A 17,008-nucleotide genomic window follows, 5' to 3' on the forward strand; every position below is an offset into this window, starting at 1 on the left:
CGCGTGAACCGTCTCCTCGTCGCCCACGTGGCCAGTATGCTGTTCTCGGCCGTCGTCGCGGTGACCATCGCGGTCATCGTCCGCCGACGGGACGACGCAACCCGGGGTGGCCGCTGGTTCGTGGTCTCGCTCCTCGGAATCGCGTTCTGGACGACGACGCAGGCGGCGTCAACTGTCGCCGCGTCCGAGGCCGCCTCCGTCGCCTGGCTGAAGCTGACGTTCGTCGGCTCCGCCGTCGCCGGCGTCGCCCTCCTGCTCTTCACCCTCTCGTACACCGGGCGAGATCACCTGGTCACGCCTGGGCTGGTCGGGGCGCTCGCCGTCGAACCGCTGGTCGCGCTCGGACTCGTGTTCACGACCGAGCGACACGGGCTCGTCCACGAGTCGATCGGACTCGACCCCGCGACCGGTCGACTGCTCGTCGTCGAGCACGCCGCCTGGTTCTACGTCCACCTCGCCTACATGTCCGTCCTGCTGGCGGTCACCACCGCGCTCCTCCTGCAGCTGAGCTACCGGGCCCGGAACCTCTACCGCGGGCAGGCCGTCGCCATCCTCGTCGCGCTCGTGCTCCCCTGGGCGGGGACGTTCGTCGACGGCATCCTCTCGCCGCGGTTCACCGTCACCGAGCCCTCCTTCGCGCTCAGCGTCGTCGCGCTCTGGGTCGGCCTGTTCCGGTACGACCTCGTCGAGGTACCGCCGGTCGCCCGCTCGCAGGTCCTTGAGACGCTCTCCGAGGGCGTCCTCGTCGTGAACGAGCGTGGCCAGCTGATAGACAGCAACCCCGCGGCTGAGCGTCTGCTCGACATTGACGAGACCGTGGTCGGCGAACCGGTCGCGGAGGCGCTCTCGGCGCACCCCGCGCTACGATGTGCGGTCGAGGCCGAGACGCCCCCCGAGGAGCCGGTGTCCGTCGAGACAGGGGACGGTCGCAGCTACGTGGAGGTCGAACGAGCCGACCTCGGCAGCCGGGCGGGGGCGGTCTCCCTCCTCCAGGACGTGACCGACCGCATCGAACACGAACGAGAGCTCGAACGGCAGAACGAACGCCTCGACCAGTTCGCGCGCGTCGTCAGCCACGACCTCCGCAACCCCCTGAACGTCGCCGACGGCTACGTCGAACTGCTCGCAGACCACGTCGATGACGAGGAGGGAACCGCCTACATCGAGGAGGTCCGGACCAGCCACGAGCGCATGGACCGCATCGTCGAAGACGTGCTCGCCCTCGCACGCGACGGCGAGGCCGTCGACGACCCGTCGCCCGTCCCCGTCGAGAGCGTCGTGACCGACGCCTGGGCGCAGGTCGATACCGCGGACGCAACACTCGTCTGCGACCTCGACCGCACCGTGTCCGGCGACCGCAGCCAGCTCCAGCGGAGCTTCGAGAACCTGTTCCGCAACGCCGTGGAACACGGCGGTCGTTCCGTCACCGTCACCGTCGACGCGATCGACGACGGCGACGGCTTCTTCGTCGCGGACGACGGCCACGGTATCCCACCCGAGGAGCGCGAGCAGGTCGTCGAATCCGGCTACTCGAGCAGTGACAGCGGCACCGGTCTCGGACTCTCCATCGTCGACAGCGTCGTCCGCGCCCACGGCTGGACGCTCACCGTTGGCGAGTCCGACGCCGGCGGCGCACGCTTCGAGGTCCGGAACGTCGAGTTCGTCGCCCCGACGGCCGAACGCGCCACGTAGCTGTCGCTCCGCGCCGGTGGTAAACGGGAAAAACCAGCCAGTTCAGATACCGCTCTCGAAGTCGTCCAGGGAGTACGTCGGCTCGGCACCGCGGCGGTCGAGCGTCTCGTTGGCGAGCAGCCAGTAGACGACCGACAGCGCCTTGCGCCCCTTGTTGTTCGTCGGGACGACGAGGTCGACGTTGCTCGTCTGGTTGTTCGAGTCGCACATCGCGATGACCGGGATGCCGACCGTGATGGCCTCCTTGACGGCCTGTGCGTCACCGATGGGGTCGGTGACGACCACGACGTCCGGCTCGATGTAGCCGTCGTACTTCGGGTTCGTCAGCGTGCCGGGGATGAACCGACCCGTCCGGGCGCGCGCGCCGACCGCGTCGGCGAACTTCTCGGCCGGGAACCGACCGTACTGGCGCGAGGACGTGACGAGGATCTGCTCGGGACTGTAGTTCGCGAGGAAGTCCGCAGCCGTGCGGATGCGGCTGTCGGTCATCCCGACGTCGAGGACGTACAGGCCGTCGGTCCGGACGCGGTGGATGAACCGCTCCATGTCCTTGGTCTTCTGCTGGGTACCGATGTGGACACCGGCACCGAGGTAGTCCTCGACGGGGATGAGCAGGTCGGCCTCGTCGTCGGCCATGACGTCCTCGTCGAGCGCGGACTCCTCCTCCTCTGGTTCGGCCTCGGCCTCGACGGCCTCGGCGTCCTGTTCCTCGGCGGGCGCGGCGTCCTCGACGGGTTCCTCGTCGGCCGCCTCGTCGGCGGCGTCGAGGTCCACGTCGGAGTCGGACGCGTCGAGCCCCTCCTGTTCGGGTTCCTGGTCTGTCATAGTGCGTCGTCTGCGATTCGGATGAGTTCGTTCAGCTTGGCGGTTCGCTCGCCACCGACCGCGCCCGTCTTGATGAACGGCGCGTCGGTCGCGACGGCGAGGTGTGCGATGGTCGTGTCCTCGGTCTCGCCCGAGCGGTGGGAGATGACCGGGTCGTAGCCGTTCTTCACGGCGAGTTCGACCGCGTCGAACGCGTCAGTCAGCGTCCCGATCTGGTTCGGCTTGATGAGGATGCTGTTGCCGGCACCGAGCTCGATGCCGGTCGAGAGCCGCTCCGTGTTGGTGACGAACAGGTCGTCCCCACAGACGAGCGTGCGGTGACCCACGCGGTCGGTCAGCGTCGCGTAGCTCTCGTAGTCGTCCTCGTCGAGGGGGTCCTCGACGTAGACGAGGTCGTACTCGTCGACGAGTCCCGCGATGTAGTCGATCTGCTCTGCGGTCGTCCGCTCGTCGTCGCCGTAGCGGTACACCTCGTCGTCGGCGTCGTACAGCTCCGCGGCGGCCACGTCGAGGCCGAAGCCGACCTCGAAGCCGACCTCGTCCTCGACGAGCGCCGTCGCCTCCTCGACGACCTCGAACGCCTCGGCGTCGTCGATGGACGGCGCCCAGGCACCCTCGTCACCCTTGCCGCAGGCGACGCCGCGCTCGTCGAGCAGGTCCGCGACGGCCTCGTGGACCGCCGCGTTCGCGAACACCGCATCAGCGACGTTCGGCGCGCCGACCGGTGCCGCGAGGAACTCCTGGATGTGGGTCGCGTCGGCCGCGTGTTCGCCGCCGCCGACGACGTTGCCCAGCGGAATCGGGAAGTTCTCGCCGCGGAACGCACCGCCGAGGTGCTGGAACAGCGGCGCGCCGAGCACGTCCGCACCGGCCTTCGCCGCCGCCATCGAGATGGCGACCGCGCTGTTCGCGCCGATGCCGGAGAAGTCGTCGGTGCCGTCGGCCGCGTGGAGTGCGGCGTCGACCTCGCGCTGGTTCCCGGCGTACACCTGGCCGACGAGACGCGGGAACGCATCTTCGCGCGCGTTCGCGATGGCCTCGCCCGGTGGGAGCTCGACCGCCTCGTACTCGCCGGTGCTCGCACCCGACGGCGCAGCCGCACGGCCGAAGCCACCGCTCTCGGTGAGCACGTCGGCCTCGACGGTGGGGTTGCCACGGGAGTCGAGCACACGCCGGAGTCGGACGTCGCTGACGAGCGTCATTCCTGTCCTCGTTTGACCGTGAACGGAAGCGCGTCCGCGTCGTACTCCTCCGCGGCGACGAGGATCGGCTCCGTCTGGTCCGTCTCGATGAGGACCGGCGCACCGTAGGACACCTGCAGCGCTCGCGCGCCGAGGATGCGTGCCTTCTCGTACCGGTTGTATCGTTGTCGGGGCATTACTGGTAGGGGCTCACGATGTCGACGAGGTCCTTGTGCGAGACGAGCATGCGACGACAGCAGTAGCGGTCGACGCCCAGCTCGTCGAGCACCTCCTCGGGGTCCTCGTCGTCCTCTCGGGTCCGTGCTTTGAACTCCTCCCAGTGCTCGCCGACGACGTTACCGCACGTGAAACACCGGACTGGTACCATCATGGTTGAATCACCTTAGCGGTAGGACTTCTGGTAGCGGGCCCGAGCGCCGGGGCCGCCCCACTTCTTGGGTTCGGACTGGCGGACGTCGTTGACCAGCAGCGAGCGGTCGAACTCCATGTACGCGTCGCGGAGTTCGGCGTCGCCGGAGTGCTGGACGAGGCCACGGGCGATCGCGGTGCGCACCGCGTCGGCCTGGCCGGTGATGCCGCCACCGGAGACCTCGACGTCGACGTCCACGTCGTCGCGGACGTCGTCGACGATGCGGAACGGCTCCAGCATCTTGAGCCGGGAGATCTCGGGTTCGACGAGCTCGACCGGCTTGGAGTTGATTCGAACGCGACCCTCGCCTTCTTTGACGGTCGCGCGGGCGATGGCCGTCTTCTTCTTGCCTGATGTGTTCGTTACCATGTGACGTTTGCACCCAGTTCAGCCGAGACCTCGCCCAGCTGGACGAACTTGATGTTCGAGAGCCGATCCAGCGACGTGCCGTCGAGCACCTCGCCGTCCTCGTCGTACGGGTTACCGAGGTAGACGCGGACGCCCTCGAACGCCTCGCGGCCGGCCGTCGTCTTGTACGGCATCATACCGCGGATGGACCGCTTGAAGATGCGGTCCGGGCGCTTCGGGTAGTACGGGCCGCTGTCGGAGCCGACCTCGACACGCTTCCGGTAGGTCGACATGATGTCGTCCTCCGAACCCGTGATGATGGCCTCTTCGGCGTTGACGACCGCGATGGTCTCGCCGTCGAGGGCGCGCTCTGCGACCAGGGACGCGACGCGACCGAGGATACAGTCGCTGGCGTCCACGATGACGTCTGCGTCGAACTCTGCGAGACTCATCGGATCACCCGGACGTTCGAGCCGTTGGGGTTCTGTTCGATTGCCTGTTCCAGTTCGAGCGATTCGCCGACCTGGTCGATCTTGGTCTCCGCGGACGACGAGAAGTCGACCGCCGCGACGGTGACCGACTTCGAGAGGGCACCCGAACCGAGCACCTTGCCCGGCACGATGACCGTCTCGTCTTCCTGTGCGTATCGCTCGATCCGACCGAGATTGACCTCCGCGTGCGTGCGGCGGGGCTTCTCGAGTCGGGTTGCTACGTCGCTCCAGACGTCAGCGTCCGTTTCTCTGGACACCGACTTCAGCTCGGCGATGAGACTGCTGAGCCGTGGGTTTGTCTTACTCATGACTTTCCTCCTGCTAGTTTCGGTAGAAGTGGATGCAGGGAGCAGGATTCGAACCTGCGGACCCCTATGGGACAGCGCCCTGAACGCTGCGCCGTTGGCCAGACTTGGCTATCCCTGCTCGCACCCTTGCGGGTACACATCCCTTCTGTGCCCCCCTTCAAACCACTTTCGGTTGTCGACCACGAGTCGGGGACGGGAGCGTCGTCGCTCCGCGTGCGAGACCACGTGGTCTCGCCCCCGCGTGCAGCCGTCAGGGTGTGGTTGGAAGAGGTCATGTTCTTACAACGATACCGCGTCTTCGAGCTCGACCGCCCGCGACTCGATTGAGTCGGTGGCGCGGTTGACGAGCTCCTCGACCGTCATCGACCCGTCCGTCTCGACGTGGAACACGAACGCCTTCTCGACGTCGTGCACCGCGACCTCCTTCCCGGGGAACTTCTGGGTGAGGTCGTTGTCGAACTCGGCCGTGTCGACGAGTTCGCCGTCGATCTCGACGACGCCTCGCACGATGTTCGGTTCGCTCTCCTCGAACTCGTCGGCGTCGCCGACGACCTCCACGCGCTGGAGGTGCCGGTAGCCGACCGAGACGCCGCCCTGATGCTTGGCGTGTGCCTTGCCGGTTTCGAGGACCGCGTCGGCTTCGAGTTCGAGACGCTGGCCGTCCTTCAGCTCGATGATGGGGACGTTCTGGTCCGCGGGCTGGACCATCTCGTCCGCGCTGACGAGGTCGCCCGAGTACGCCGTCGCCGGGCCCTCCACGTCGATGGAGAGCGTGACGACGTCGTCCTCGGTGAACTCGTTCGGCGGGGTCGTGAGCGGCACGAGCCCCAGACGGAGCGCGATCTGCTCGTCGAACATCACCGACGAGTTCTCGATGACGCGCACCTCGTCGATGGCGAGGGTGGGCACGTCGGCGATCATCGTCCGCCGGATGCCGTTCGCGAACGCGGGGGTCACCCCGCGAACGAGGAACAGCGCCTTCCGGTCGCCGCGTTCGACGAACTCGACCTCGTAGTCCTCGTCCATGGCTCAGAACCCGCCCTTGCCCTTCGGTGCTCGGGACCCGTCGTGCGGGATCGGTGTGACGTCCTCGATGCGGCCGATCTCGAAGTCCTCACGTGCGAGTGCGCGAATCGCCGCCTGCGCACCCGGTCCGGGGGACTTCTGCAGGTTGCCACCGGGGCCACGCACGCGAACGTGCAGGCCCTCGATGCCAGCCGCGCGGATCTCGTCCGCGATGGACTCGACCATCTGCATCGCCGCATAGGGCGACGCCTCGTCGCGGTTCTGCTTGACAGCAGTCCCGCCGGAGGACTTCGCGATGGTCTCCGCGCCGGTCAGGTCCGTGACCGTCATGACGGTGTTGTTGAACGATGCGTGTACGTGGGCGACGCCCCACTTGTCCTCTTCTTGTTCTGCCATGTTACTGACCCTCCGCACGCTCGGGGTGCAGGTCGTCCACGAGCGGACTGTTCTCGTCGAACGCGATGCTGTCCTCCTCGGATACCTCGACCGTGTACGAGGGCACGCGGACGCGTGCGCCCTCGACGGTGATGTGTCCGTGGACGATGAACTGCCGCGCCTGGCTGGTCGTGTTGGCCAGCCCCTTGCGGTAGGCCACCGTCTGGAGACGGCGTTCGAGGATGTCCGAGATCTCGAGGGACAGGACCTGGTCGAGTCGGTCCTCCTCGTTGAGGATGCCGATGCGCTTCAGTCGCGTGAGGAAGTCGCCGCCGGCGGTGGCGACGTCGTCCTCGGACTGGGTCTGGCCGAGCAGGTCACGGGCCTCGCGACGGTAGTCGCGCAGCTCGGACTGTGCTCGCCAGAGCTCCTCCTTGTTCTTCAGGCCGTAGCGCTCGACGAGGCTGTGTTCCTCGGAGATGCGCTCGCCCTGCCACGGGTGGTTCGGCGTCTCGTAGGACTTCGTGTTGCTACCGAGCGCCATTACTCGTCACCCTCCTCGGCGGCCTCCTCGGCCTCCTGCTCACGGATCTCCTCGACGTTGACGCCGATGGTCCCCTCGGTACGACCGGTGGACTTCGTGCGCTGGCCGCGCACCTTCTGTCCCTTCTTGTGCCGGACGCCCCGGTAGGAGCTGATCATCTTCATCCGGTTGATGTCGTAGCGCCGGGACATCTGGAGCTCGTTGCCGACCTCGTGGGTGGTCTCGCCGGTGTAGAAGTCGTTCTGGCGGTTGGTGAGCCAGGTCGGGACTTCGTCGGCGTACTCCTCTACTTTCTCGACGACGGCGTCGATCGCGTCGTCGTCCAGACGGCCGAACGTGGCCGTCCGGTCGACGCCCGCCTTGTCGGCGATGATACGCGCCGTGCGTCGGCCGATGCCGTTCATCTCGATGAGCGAGCGTTCGACGGACTTCGTCCCATCGAGGTCTGTCTGCCCGATGCGGACGAAGTACTGAAGGTCTTCGTCGTCTTGCTCGTCCTGTGGTTCTTCTGCACTCATGTGTGGTGGTGTGCGAAGTGCGCGCTGCACTTCTGGTTGGATGGTCACACCGTGCCCAAAAGCCGGTGTGAAGGTCCGACGTCGTGGCTGGGATTCGAACCCAGGAGGCTTGACGCCACAGAGTTAGCAACCCTGCGCCTTGGGCCAGGCTTGGCTACCACGACTCGCGTGTGTTATCTTCGCCCTCTCGGACTCGGGACCGATGCCCCTACAGCGTAGTGCGTCCCAACCTTTCCCGGTACACTACTTAAGCCCAACGGAACGCACCCGTGGTGAGGAGCGGTCGCATGCTGGCGATTCTCCCCGGGGAACGGCGTTGGGACGTCAGTCGACCGAGCCGTAGCCGTCCTCGACCCCGCCGTCGTAGGCGGGTTGGGGGTCGGTGGCGTCGGTGCCATCATCCCCTCCATCGTCGTCCGGAGCGTCGACGTACTCGTCGTTGACCTCCCACTCGCCGTCGCCGTTCCGGACCATGTACTCGCCGTAGAAGGGGACGCGGTTGGCGACCGTCTCGCGGAACGTCTCGCGGATCTCGGCCTTCGTCATCTCGCCCATCGACCGCAGGTCGTCGTTCCGGTTGAGACAGCCCTTCAGGTAGCCGTCGTGGGTCACCCGCACCCGATGGCAGTTCGCACAGAACGTCGGGTTCTCGACGGGGTCGACGATCTCGACCATGCCGCCGGTCGTCCCGTCGACCTCGCCTGCCGACGCGCCGCCCGTGCCGTCCGTGCCGCCCGCGCCGCCAGCATCGCTCTCGCCGGCCTCGCCGCCCGCGCCGCCGTCACCGTCCTCGTCTCGAATCCAGTAGCGCTTGCGGTCGTGCATCTCGCGGTGCTCGACCCTGTCGGCGCGCTCGGCCAGCCAGTCGTGGACGCGGTCGATGTCGATTGCCCACTCGGGCTTGCCGACGAGTTCCGGCATGTACTCGATGAGTTGCAGCTGGATCCCGTCGTTCTCGGCGACGTGGTCGACCATCTCGGGGACGTAGCCCGCGGTCTTCTCGAAGACGACCATGTTGAGCTTCACCGGCGCGAGCCCGGCGTCGAGGGCGGCCTCGACCCCTTCGAGCACGCGGTCGTACGCGCCGGACTGCGTGACGGCGGCGAACTGCTCGGGGTCGAGCGCGTCCTGCGAGACGTTCACCCGCGAGAGCCCGGCGTCGACGAGGGCCTCGGCGCGGCCGGGGAGGAACGTCCCGTTCGTCGTCATCGAGGCCTCCATCGAGTCCGGTGTCCGGCGGATGATCTCCTCCAGGTCCTGCCGGAGCATCGGCTCGCCGCCGGTGAACTTCACGCTGTCGACGCCGAACTCGGCGGCGACCTCCAGGAAGCGGACCACGTCGTCGGCGCTCATCTCGTGGTCCTGGGGTGCCATCGGGCCGCGCGTGTCGCCCAGCCCCTCGTTGTGGCAGTAGACGCAGTCGAAGTTGCACCGGTCGGTCAGTGAGACCCGCACCCCGGAGACCTCCCGACCGAACTCGTCTGCGAGCATGTGTCACACAGTTGGTTCGGACGTGCTTAAATCCGCCGTCGAGCAGCGGCGGAACTGACCGGTCCCGGGGCGACTGCTGGCCGGTGGCGATGGTACGGCTCGACCGGTTACATCCCCGGAATCGTCTCCAGCTCGCCGGCTTGCACGCCCCAGAGGTCGGCGTAGGTGCCATCCTCGGCGAGCAGTTCGTCGTGGGTGCCCCGCTCCTCGACCCGGCCCTCCTCCAGCACGAGGATCTGGTCCGCGTCCTTCACGGTCGAGAGCCGGTGGGCGATGGCGACCACGGTGCGGTCCTCGACGAGGTCCTCGATGCTCTCCTGGATGCGGAGCTCGGTCTCCGTGTCCACGTCGGAGGTCGCCTCGTCGAGCAGGAGGATGTCGGGGTCCCGGAGCAGCACCCGGGCGATACCGATGCGCTGGCGCTGGCCGCCCGACAGCTTCACGCCGCGCTCGCCGACCTCGGTGTCGTAGCCGTCCGAGAAGTCGGTGATGAACTCGTGAGCGTCGGCGGCCTTCGCGGCCTCGCGGACCTCCTCGTCGGTGGCGTCGAACCGCCCGTAGGCGATGTTGTCGCGCACGCTACCGTAGAACAGGTAGGTGTCCTGGCTCACGTAGCCGACGGCGTCGCGCAGGCTCGCTGGGGTGACCTCCCTTATGTCCTGTCCGTCCACCCGGATGCTCCCGTCGTCGACGTCGTAGAGCCGGAGCAGGAGCTTGAGCACCGTCGACTTGCCGGCCCCCGTCGGCCCGACCAGCGCGAGCATCTCGCCTCCGGAGACGTCGAACGAGACGTCTTCGAGGACGGTCTCGTCGTCCTCGTAGCCGAACGTCACGTCGTCGTACGCCACCCGGCCTTCGTCGACGGTGAGCTCGGGCAGGTCCTCGTCCGCGCCGAGTGTCTTCGGCTCGTCCATCAGCCCGAAGATGCGCTCGGCGGAGGCACGGGCGTTCTGGTAGAGGTTCACGAGTTCGCCGAACTGGCTCATCGGCCAGATGAACCGCTGGCCGAGGTAGACGAACGCGACGAACGTCCCGACGGTGAGCTGGCCGCTCATGAACGGCGGGGCCTGCTGGGTGAGCACCCAGTGGCCGCCGACGGCGAAGGTGAGCACGAACCCGACACCGGCGGTCAGCCGCAGTCCGGGGAAGAACTTCACGCGCGTCGTGATGGCGTCCCAGTTCTTCTCGAAGTACTCGTTAGAGGCGTCGGTGACGCGGTCGGCCTCGAAGTCCTCGGTGGTACTGGCCTTGATGACCTCGATGCCGCCGAGGTTGTTCTCCAGCCGGGAGTTCAGCTGCCCGACCGTCGAGCGCACCTCGGAGTACATCGGCTGGATGATCTGGACGAACTTGTATGTGAAGTAGCCGATGAGCGGCACCGTCACCATCGTCAGGATGGCCAGCTGCCACTGGAGGTACGCGAGCAGGACCGCGGTCACGCCGACGTTCACCACCAGCATCGTGGCGATGAACAGCCCGCCGTTCAGGAACTGCTCCAGCCGGTTCACGTCGTTGTTCAGCACGCTCATCAGCTCGCCGGTCTGCTTGTCGGCGAAGAACTCGTAGTCGAGCCGCTGCATGGCGTCGTAGCTGTCCGCGCGGACGGTGTGCTGGACCGACTGGGCGAACGAGTTCAGTCCGAGCCCCATCAGCCAGGTGAACACCGTCGAGCAGACGTACGTCAGTCCGACGAGCCCGACCGAGAACCAGAACTGTCCGGTCCGCGAGCCGGGCACGACCGCCTGCGGCACCAGCGGCAGCGAGTACTGTGGCTTCGTCTGGAGGAACACCGCGTCGATGGTCTCGGCGAGCACGTACGTCGGCAGCAGCGCCATCGTGTGGGCGGCCAGTCCCATGACGACGCCGCCGACGATCGCCAGCCAGTGCTCCCGGCCGTACTCGCGGAACAGCCGGACCATCGGGCGGTCCACCCGCTCTCGTTGCTCCTCGAACGTGTCGTCTTCGTCGTCGTCCTGTGGTGTGTCCGTCATCGTGTCGTCGGTGGTGTCTGTGGTCGTAGCGAGCGTTTTCGTCCGGTGGATCGTGTCGGGCGTGTCGTGGTTTCGTGCGTCGTATCAGCCGCCCTTCCCTGCACCCGGGCGGTCGACGTCTCGTGAATCGGTTCCGTCCTGGGGTCGTGCGTCGTGGCTGCGGTGGTCTCGTACATACTGTGGTTCCTCAGGGGGTCCGCGTGTGTCGCCCGACCGAAGCGAGGTCGGGCGTCGATGCTCCAGTGCGTCGAGCGGTCGGGTCGTCGGGGGTGTGCCGGAGTAGCCGCGGTGCTGCGGCTACGGCCGACGTGCGACCGACCCCGCCACCCCTTCGTGGTGGCGGGAAGAATCAGGCTTCGAAGACGGGGACGTGGAGCATCGTTGTTCCTCGTTCGTTCTGTCAACCCCCCGTATAAAGAAGCTGCCTGACCCATGCTAACATTCTACAATGTGTTTTCGGATACCCACGACGGTCACCGCGGGCAGCAAACCTTTCCCCCACCGGTGGCTACGACCCTCCATGACCGACGGCGGTGATGCGAGCGACGCCTTCGACGCGCTCGGGAGCGAGACCCGGATGGGCGTCCTGCAGACACTCGTCGAGGACGGTGGCCCGGTCGACCGCTCGTTCTCGGAGCTGTTCGACGCCAGCGACGAGGACACCTCCGCCGGCTTCGCCTACCACCTCCGCCAGCTCGTCGGCACGTTCGTCCGAAAACGCTCGGACGAACGCTACGAGCTCACCGACGCCGGGCTGCGCGTCGCCCGTGGCGTCGCTGCCGGCGCGTACACCGACAGCGTCGACCGCGAGCCCGTCGCGCTCGACGAACCGTGCCCGTTCTGCGACGAGGCCGCGCTCGAAGCCCGAACTGCGGACAATGTCACCACAGTCGGCTGTGTGGCCTGCGAGCGCGACCTGCTCGAACTGCCGTTCCCACCCGCGGGCTACGCGACCCACGACGACGATAGCCTCCCCGCGGCGTTCGACCGGTACCACCGCCACCGGATCGGCGCGTTCGGCGACGGCATCTGCCCGACCTGTGGCGGGAGGGTGCGGTCGCGGGTCGAACCCGTCGACGATGGCGTGGGACACGAGGCCGACGGCGACGACCGCCCGCAGCCCGTCACCGCCCGGTACGCCTGCGAGGGCTGTGGCGACCGGCTCCGCTGCCCCGTCTCCCTCACCGTCTTCGACCACCCGAGCGTCGTCGCCTTCTACCACGACCACGACGAGGACGTGACCGACCGCCCCGTCTGGAACGTCGGCGGCGAGTGGCGCGAGACGCTGCTCTCGACCGACCCGCTCGCCGTGCGCGTGACGACCGGACTCGACGACGAGGAGCTGGCGCTGTACGTCGCCCGGGACGGCTCCGTCGTCGAGCACCAGCGCCGGAGCGTCGAGCCGGCGACGCCGGAAGCAGGTGACGCAGCCGACGCGGAAGCGGCAGAGGCGGAGTCAGCGTAGGTCGACACAGTCGTCACTCCACGGTCTCGCCGTCACCGAACCGGAGGTGCCCCCGGAGCCGCCGCCAACACAGACCGAGACCGACCGCCGGAAGTCCGACGAGTAGCACCGCGACGAGACCGACGAACAGGGCGGCCCAGAGCTTCTCGACGACGGTCGGGGTCGACAGCGCATACGGCCAGCCGGTCGCGTACGTCGCCGACGCCGCGAACCCGAAGGCGATACCGACGGAGTACCAGGGGTCCCGTCGGTTCGCGGTCGGAACTGCCGCCAGCACGACCAGCACGGCGACGAAGCTCCAGACGCCGAACACAGTGAGCAGGTCGAGGAGCGGGTCCTCGCGGCCGGCAGCCGCGGCGTACCGGTCGAAGCCGACGCCGAAAATCCCGGCAACCACCGCGACGGTGACCGTCCGACCGAGGCGGTCTACGACGGGACGCTCGAACGGAGTGGAGGGCATCGTCCGCAGCTTGTCCGCCACCGGCAAGAAGCTTCACCCGGTGGCACCTGCCACCCGATTCAGGACGGCTGTTCGCTCACCCGCGGCGCGACCCGGCGAACCGCCGGCAGCGCGAGCAGCGCGATGGCGAGCTCCAGCCCGCCGACGACGAGGAACGCCGACAGGTAGTCGGCCGACTCGACGACGAGCCCACCGACGAGGAAGCCCGTCAGGAAGCCGAGGCTCCCGAACACGTTGAAGCCGCCCATGGCGGCCCCGCGACCGTCCTCGGAGGCGATGTCTGTGACGAGGGCCATCGTCGCCGGTGCCATCAGCGCGCCGCAGACCCCGGCGGCGACCATCGCGGCGGCCGCGAGGGGATAGACGGGCGCGACGCCGACCGCGACGATGGTCAGCCCGTAGACGACCGACCCGCCGACGACGGGCAGGAACCGGCCGATTCTGTCCGAGAGCGAGCCGAACGGGTACTGGAGCAGCGCGAACGGCAGGAAGAAGCACGCGAGTGTCACGCCGGCCATCGCGGCGTCGAGGCCGAAGGCGTCGCGGAAGTAGTACACCCCGACGAGCGAGAAGAACCCCGCGGTCGAGCGGTCGATGAAGCCGAAGGCGTACGGCACCGCGAGCGAGGGTCGGTCGCGGAGTCGGGTCAGGATGGCACCCACGCCAGGGCTCTTCGACGGCGTGCGGTCTGGCACCGTCGCGGCGAGCAGCCCCGCGGCGAGCAGCACCGCAGCACTCGCGTACAGCGGCACGAGCGGGTCGACCGTCGAGAGCTGGCCACCCACGACCGAGCCGAGCGCCGCACCGAGCCCGATGGCGATGCCGGCCGCACCCATGTTCCGGCCGTGGCCGCCCGAGAGGTCCATCAGCATCGTGATGGCGAGCGAGAACGCGCCGATGGTCAGCGCCCCGCCGACGAGCCGGACCACGAGGACGACCGGCCAGCCGAGTCCGAGCGAGGGGAACGCGGTGAGCAGGAGATAGCAGGCGGCACCGCCGGCCGCCCCGACGACGACCCACGGGACCCGCTTGCCGGTCACGTCGCTGACGACGCCCCAGACACCCGCGAAGGTGACGAACGCCGCGAACTCGGCGACGAGGAACCACATCCCCGCCTGGATGCCCGCCGGCGCGCCGAGTGCGACGACGAGGTCCGAGAGCCCGGGGTAGAGGAACACCTGCGAGACGAGCACGCCCCAGACGACGAGGGCCAGCCGGAGCCGTGCGGAGCGTGCCGTCGATTCCATGCCCGACAGTCGGGACCGAGGGGACAAAACGGATGCGCATTCCGCCGCCACCGACGCCGAGAACCGCCTACGACGCCCCGTCGAAGTGGCTGGCGACGATGTCGTCGTCGACCGTCCGGAAGCCCTCGGCGTCCATCGTGGCGACGGCGGCCTCCCCGGGGGTTATTCCGTCCGTCCCCGTCCGGAGCGCGTCGAGTGCGAGCGCGACGCCGTCGCTGGTGCCGAGTCCGTCGGCGTACTCGGTCTCGAGGTAGTCGCGGATCTCATCGCTACCACTCCCGATAGCCGTCGCGCGCCACGCCGACGGCGTCCCCGATGGGTCGGTCTCGAACAGTCGTGGCCCGCCGTCGACGACGCCGCCGACGAGCAGCGCGACGCCGAAGGGGCGCATCCCGCCGGTCTGGGTCGACTCCTGGACGACGTCGGCGATTGCCTTGGCCGCCGTCTCGACGCCGGGTGCCTCGCCGTACCGGAGTCGCTCAGTCTGGGCGAACCGGCGCGCCTCGTCGACCAGCCGGCGTGCGTCGGCGACGTGGCCCGCGCTCGCGACGCCGAGGTGGCCGTCCACGTCGTGGATCTTCTCGACGCTGTCGCGTTCGAGCAGGGGCGACCGGGTGCTGGTGTCCGAGGCGAAGACGACGCTCTCGTCGGTCGTGACGCCCACCGTCGCGCTCCCCTTCCGGACGGCCTCGCGGGCGTACTCGACCTGGTACAGCCGGCCGTCGGGCGAGAAGATGCTGGTGCCGCGGTCGTAGCTCCGCCGGTCGTCGCCACCCTGCATCTACACCACCTCCCCCGGCTCGGCGGCCTCGTCGAACTCGATGCCGTCGCTCGTGACGGTTGCGACGGTGACGCCGTTGCCGCTGGCGGTGTCGCGCTCGCTGGCCGCGGCGACCGCGTCGGCCGCCAGCTCGCGGGCCTCGGCGACGCCCTCGACTTCCTCGGCGCGGCCTTCGAGCGTCCCGTAGGCGACCTGCATCCCGCTTCCGCCGGCCGCGTAGTCGGTCCGCATGACGCTGCCGCCGCCGTCGAGTTCGTACACGGCTGGGCCGGTCTCGTCCACGCCGGCGAGGACGACCTGCGCGGGGATGCCGCGGACGAGGTTCCCCGCGACGTTCGCCAGCGCCTCGGTGGAGAGCCGGTCGCCGCGACGGGCCTCGTACAGGTTCGCTTCCGCACGGAGGGTGTCGGTGAACGACTGGAGCGGGCCGACGGAGCCCGAGAGCGCGAGCGCCGCACGCTCGGTGACCTGCTCGACCTTCGTCACGTCCTTGTTGGCGACGAACTGGCCGCCGAGGCTGGCCCGACGGTCGGCCGCGACGACCACCGCGTCGGGCGCGGTCAGCGCGACGATGGTCGTGCCGGTCTCGACGACCGGACCGTCGGTCTCGGTGTGCGATACCTCGAACTCGGTGCGTCTGTCCGTCCGGATACCTGGTTCGGGCATGGGAGATGGCAGGGGCCACCGATGGAAAAGTGTTAGCTAAAGAATATTTTAGCCGGGCGACTGCACGTGTTCGAGTGCTCCCTCCTTCGAAGCCCTTACCACCTGTTCGCCCGGAGGGATGGGTATGGACGAAGACGCCGTCCTCGACCGTCTCGGCACCGTCGAGGACCCCGACCTCGGTGACGACATCGTGTCGCTCGGGCTGGTGAACGACATATCGGTCGACGGCGACACCGTCGCCATCTCGCTCGCGCTCGGCGCGCCGTACTCGCCGACCGAGACCAACATCGCGAACGCGGTGCGCGAGGCCTTCGCCGACACGGACATCGAACTGGACCTCTCCGCACGCATCGTCGACGACCTCTCTGCCGGCGACGAGGTGTTCCCCAACGTCGAGAACGTCATCGCCGTCGCCTCCGGCAAGGGCGGCGTCGGCAAGTCGACGATGGCCGTGAACATCGCCGCCGGCCTGGCCGACATGGGCGCGAGCGTCGGGCTGTTCGACGCCGACGTGTACGGCCCGAACGTCCCCCGGATGGTCGACGCCGACGAGCCCCCGGGCGCGACCGAGGACGAGAAGCTCGTCCCGCCCGAGCGGTTCGGGATGAAGCTCATGTCGATGGCCTTCCTCGTCGGCGAGGACGACCCCGTCATCTGGCGCGGCCCGATGGTCCACAAGGTCCTCACACAGCTCTGGGAGGACGTGGAGTGGGGCCACCTCGACTACATGGTCATCGACCTCCCGCCGGGCACCGGCGACACGCAGCTCACCCTGCTCCAGACCGTGCCCGTCACCGGGTCGGTCATCGTCACGACGCCACAGGAGGTCGCGCTCGACGACGCCCGGAAGGGCCTCGAGATGTTCGGCAAGCACGACACCGTCGTCCTCGGCATCGCGGAGAACATGGGGACGTTCAGGTGCCCCGACTGCGGCGGCGAGCACGCCATCTTCGGCGAGGGCGGCGGCGAGCGCTTCGCCGACGTCCACGACATGCCGTTCCTCGGGTCGGTCCCGCTCGACCCCGCGGTCCGCACCGGCGGCGACGAGGGTCGGCCGGTCGTCCTCGACGAGGAGAGCGACACCGGCGGGGCGTTCCGCGAGATCACGGAGAACGTCGCGAACAACGTCGGCTTCGTCCGGCGACAGAAGCAGGCGAACACCCGGTGAC

At 68.4% G+C, this 17,008-nt stretch carries 20 protein-coding genes and 2 tRNA genes; 3 read left to right on the plus strand and 19 right to left on the minus strand.

Annotated features, from left to right (window positions below; genetic code table 11):
• Positions 1–3 precede the first annotated feature (3 nt).
• A complete protein-coding gene (locus NOW55_RS05640) occupies positions 4–1,692 on the plus strand; it encodes a histidine kinase N-terminal 7TM domain-containing protein (RefSeq protein ID WP_256399111.1) in 1,689 nt (562 codons plus the stop codon).
• A 42-nt stretch (positions 1,693–1,734) separates the two neighbouring features.
• Here NOW55_RS05640 and rpsB read toward each other — a convergent pair whose 3' ends face one another.
• From rpsB to NOW55_RS05715, 15 genes are all read right to left on the minus strand, one after another.
• A complete protein-coding gene (rpsB, locus tag NOW55_RS05645) occupies positions 1,735–2,517 on the minus strand; it encodes a 30S ribosomal protein S2 (RefSeq protein WP_256399113.1) in 783 nt (260 codons plus the stop codon).
• Positions 2,514–3,719 carry a phosphopyruvate hydratase gene (gene eno, locus NOW55_RS05650; protein ID WP_256399114.1) on the minus strand — a complete coding sequence of 402 codons (1,206 nt, stop codon included), beginning with the start codon at positions 3,717–3,719 and terminating at the stop codon, positions 2,514–2,516. Before eno ends, rpsB begins: the two co-directional genes overlap by 4 nt.
• Complete coding sequence (locus NOW55_RS05655) at positions 3,716–3,895, minus strand: DNA-directed RNA polymerase subunit K (RefSeq protein WP_256399115.1); 180 nt, start codon at positions 3,893–3,895, stop codon at positions 3,716–3,718. The genes eno and NOW55_RS05655 overlap by 4 nt, the downstream gene beginning before the upstream one ends.
• Positions 3,895–4,089: a DNA-directed RNA polymerase subunit N gene (locus NOW55_RS05660; protein ID WP_256300202.1), complete on the minus strand. Its 195-nt coding sequence runs from the start codon at positions 4,087–4,089 to the stop codon at positions 3,895–3,897. The genes NOW55_RS05655 and NOW55_RS05660 overlap by 1 nt, the downstream gene beginning before the upstream one ends.
• A gap of 12 nt (positions 4,090–4,101) precedes the next feature.
• Complete coding sequence (locus NOW55_RS05665) at positions 4,102–4,497, minus strand: 30S ribosomal protein S9 (RefSeq protein WP_256399116.1); 396 nt, start codon at positions 4,495–4,497, stop codon at positions 4,102–4,104.
• Positions 4,491–4,928 carry a 50S ribosomal protein L13 gene (locus tag NOW55_RS05670; RefSeq protein ID WP_256399117.1) on the minus strand — a complete coding sequence of 146 codons (438 nt, stop codon included), beginning with the start codon at positions 4,926–4,928 and terminating at the stop codon, positions 4,491–4,493. The genes NOW55_RS05665 and NOW55_RS05670 overlap by 7 nt, the downstream gene beginning before the upstream one ends.
• Positions 4,925–5,320, minus strand: coding sequence for a 50S ribosomal protein L18e (locus tag NOW55_RS05675; protein ID WP_368407739.1), 396 nt, complete (start codon positions 5,318–5,320; stop codon positions 4,925–4,927). The genes NOW55_RS05670 and NOW55_RS05675 overlap by 4 nt, the downstream gene beginning before the upstream one ends.
• Positions 5,309–5,393: transfer RNA gene (locus NOW55_RS05680), tRNA-Leu, on the minus strand. The genes NOW55_RS05675 and NOW55_RS05680 overlap by 12 nt, the downstream gene beginning before the upstream one ends.
• A gap of 161 nt (positions 5,394–5,554) precedes the next feature.
• Positions 5,555–6,301 (minus strand): DNA-directed RNA polymerase subunit D, encoded by a 747-nt coding sequence (locus tag NOW55_RS05685; RefSeq protein WP_256399119.1) that lies wholly within the window; start codon positions 6,299–6,301, stop codon positions 5,555–5,557.
• A 3-nt stretch (positions 6,302–6,304) separates the two neighbouring features.
• Positions 6,305–6,697, minus strand: coding sequence for a 30S ribosomal protein S11 (locus tag NOW55_RS05690; RefSeq protein WP_256399120.1), 393 nt, complete (start codon positions 6,695–6,697; stop codon positions 6,305–6,307).
• Position 6,698: 1 nt separating this feature from the next.
• A complete protein-coding gene (locus NOW55_RS05695; protein WP_256399121.1) occupies positions 6,699–7,220 on the minus strand; it encodes a 30S ribosomal protein S4 in 522 nt (173 codons plus the stop codon).
• Positions 7,220–7,738, minus strand: coding sequence for a 30S ribosomal protein S13 (locus NOW55_RS05700; RefSeq protein WP_256399122.1), 519 nt, complete (start codon positions 7,736–7,738; stop codon positions 7,220–7,222). The genes NOW55_RS05695 and NOW55_RS05700 overlap by 1 nt, the downstream gene beginning before the upstream one ends.
• A gap of 79 nt (positions 7,739–7,817) precedes the next feature.
• Positions 7,818–7,902: transfer RNA gene (locus NOW55_RS05705), tRNA-Ser, on the minus strand.
• A 160-nt stretch (positions 7,903–8,062) separates the two neighbouring features.
• A complete protein-coding gene (moaA, locus tag NOW55_RS05710; protein ID WP_256399123.1) occupies positions 8,063–9,229 on the minus strand; it encodes a GTP 3',8-cyclase MoaA in 1,167 nt (388 codons plus the stop codon).
• A gap of 107 nt (positions 9,230–9,336) precedes the next feature.
• Positions 9,337–11,220 (minus strand): ABC transporter ATP-binding protein, encoded by a 1,884-nt coding sequence (locus NOW55_RS05715; RefSeq protein ID WP_256399125.1) that lies wholly within the window; start codon positions 11,218–11,220, stop codon positions 9,337–9,339.
• Positions 11,221–11,740: 520 nt separating this feature from the next.
• Here NOW55_RS05715 and NOW55_RS05720 point away from each other — a divergent pair.
• Positions 11,741–12,685 (plus strand): DUF7351 domain-containing protein, encoded by a 945-nt coding sequence (locus NOW55_RS05720; RefSeq protein WP_256399126.1) that lies wholly within the window; start codon positions 11,741–11,743, stop codon positions 12,683–12,685.
• A 13-nt stretch (positions 12,686–12,698) separates the two neighbouring features.
• Here NOW55_RS05720 and NOW55_RS05725 read toward each other — a convergent pair whose 3' ends face one another.
• From NOW55_RS05725 to NOW55_RS05740, 4 genes are all read right to left on the minus strand, one after another.
• On the minus strand, positions 12,699–13,145 hold the full coding sequence (locus tag NOW55_RS05725; protein ID WP_256399127.1) for a hypothetical protein: 447 nt from the start codon (positions 13,143–13,145) through the stop codon (positions 12,699–12,701).
• 59 nt (positions 13,146–13,204) lie between these two features.
• On the minus strand, positions 13,205–14,392 hold the full coding sequence (locus tag NOW55_RS05730; RefSeq protein WP_256399128.1) for an MFS transporter: 1,188 nt from the start codon (positions 14,390–14,392) through the stop codon (positions 13,205–13,207).
• A gap of 67 nt (positions 14,393–14,459) precedes the next feature.
• Positions 14,460–15,173 (minus strand): archaeal proteasome endopeptidase complex subunit alpha, encoded by a 714-nt coding sequence (locus NOW55_RS05735; RefSeq protein WP_256399129.1) that lies wholly within the window; start codon positions 15,171–15,173, stop codon positions 14,460–14,462.
• Entirely contained in the window at positions 15,174–15,839 is a 666-nt protein-coding gene (locus NOW55_RS05740) for an Ntn hydrolase family protein (RefSeq protein WP_256399130.1), read from the minus strand. It abuts the gene before it with no gap.
• 124 nt (positions 15,840–15,963) lie between these two features.
• Here NOW55_RS05740 and NOW55_RS05745 point away from each other — a divergent pair, with 124 nt between their 5' ends.
• A complete protein-coding gene (locus NOW55_RS05745; RefSeq protein ID WP_256399131.1) occupies positions 15,964–17,007 on the plus strand; it encodes an Mrp/NBP35 family ATP-binding protein in 1,044 nt (347 codons plus the stop codon).
• The last annotated feature ends 1 nt before the right edge of the window (position 17,008 follow it).

This window comes from Haloarchaeobius litoreus (genome assembly GCF_024495425.1).
In the GTDB taxonomy this organism is placed as follows: domain Archaea; phylum Halobacteriota; class Halobacteria; order Halobacteriales; family Natrialbaceae; genus Haloarchaeobius; species Haloarchaeobius litoreus.

Coding starts and splice junctions, on each gene's coding strand:
- rpsB (WP_256399113.1), bottom strand. CDS start 2,517: ATGACAGACCAGGAACCCGAACAGGAGGGGCTCGACGCGTCCGACTCC.
- eno (WP_256399114.1), bottom strand. CDS start 3,719: ATGACGCTCGTCAGCGACGTCCGACTCCGGCGTGTGCTCGACTCCCGT.
- NOW55_RS05655 (WP_256399115.1), bottom strand. CDS start 3,895: ATGCCCCGACAACGATACAACCGGTACGAGAAGGCACGCATCCTCGGC.
- NOW55_RS05660 (WP_256300202.1), bottom strand. CDS start 4,089: ATGATGGTACCAGTCCGGTGTTTCACGTGCGGTAACGTCGTCGGCGAG.
- NOW55_RS05665 (WP_256399116.1), bottom strand. CDS start 4,497: ATGGTAACGAACACATCAGGCAAGAAGAAGACGGCCATCGCCCGCGCG.
- NOW55_RS05670 (WP_256399117.1), bottom strand. CDS start 4,928: ATGAGTCTCGCAGAGTTCGACGCAGACGTCATCGTGGACGCCAGCGAC.
- NOW55_RS05685 (WP_256399119.1), bottom strand. CDS start 6,301: ATGGACGAGGACTACGAGGTCGAGTTCGTCGAACGCGGCGACCGGAAG.
- NOW55_RS05690 (WP_256399120.1), bottom strand. CDS start 6,697: ATGGCAGAACAAGAAGAGGACAAGTGGGGCGTCGCCCACGTACACGCA.
- NOW55_RS05695 (WP_256399121.1), bottom strand. CDS start 7,220: ATGGCGCTCGGTAGCAACACGAAGTCCTACGAGACGCCGAACCACCCG.
- NOW55_RS05700 (WP_256399122.1), bottom strand. CDS start 7,738: ATGAGTGCAGAAGAACCACAGGACGAGCAAGACGACGAAGACCTTCAG.
- moaA (WP_256399123.1), bottom strand. CDS start 9,229: ATGCTCGCAGACGAGTTCGGTCGGGAGGTCTCCGGGGTGCGGGTCTCA.
- NOW55_RS05715 (WP_256399125.1), bottom strand. CDS start 11,220: ATGACGGACACACCACAGGACGACGACGAAGACGACACGTTCGAGGAG.
- NOW55_RS05720 (WP_256399126.1), top strand. CDS start 11,741: ATGACCGACGGCGGTGATGCGAGCGACGCCTTCGACGCGCTCGGGAGC.
- NOW55_RS05725 (WP_256399127.1), bottom strand. CDS start 13,145: ATGCCCTCCACTCCGTTCGAGCGTCCCGTCGTAGACCGCCTCGGTCGG.
- NOW55_RS05730 (WP_256399128.1), bottom strand. CDS start 14,392: ATGGAATCGACGGCACGCTCCGCACGGCTCCGGCTGGCCCTCGTCGTC.
- NOW55_RS05735 (WP_256399129.1), bottom strand. CDS start 15,173: ATGCAGGGTGGCGACGACCGGCGGAGCTACGACCGCGGCACCAGCATC.
- NOW55_RS05740 (WP_256399130.1), bottom strand. CDS start 15,839: ATGCCCGAACCAGGTATCCGGACGGACAGACGCACCGAGTTCGAGGTA.
- NOW55_RS05745 (WP_256399131.1), top strand. CDS start 15,964: ATGGACGAAGACGCCGTCCTCGACCGTCTCGGCACCGTCGAGGACCCC.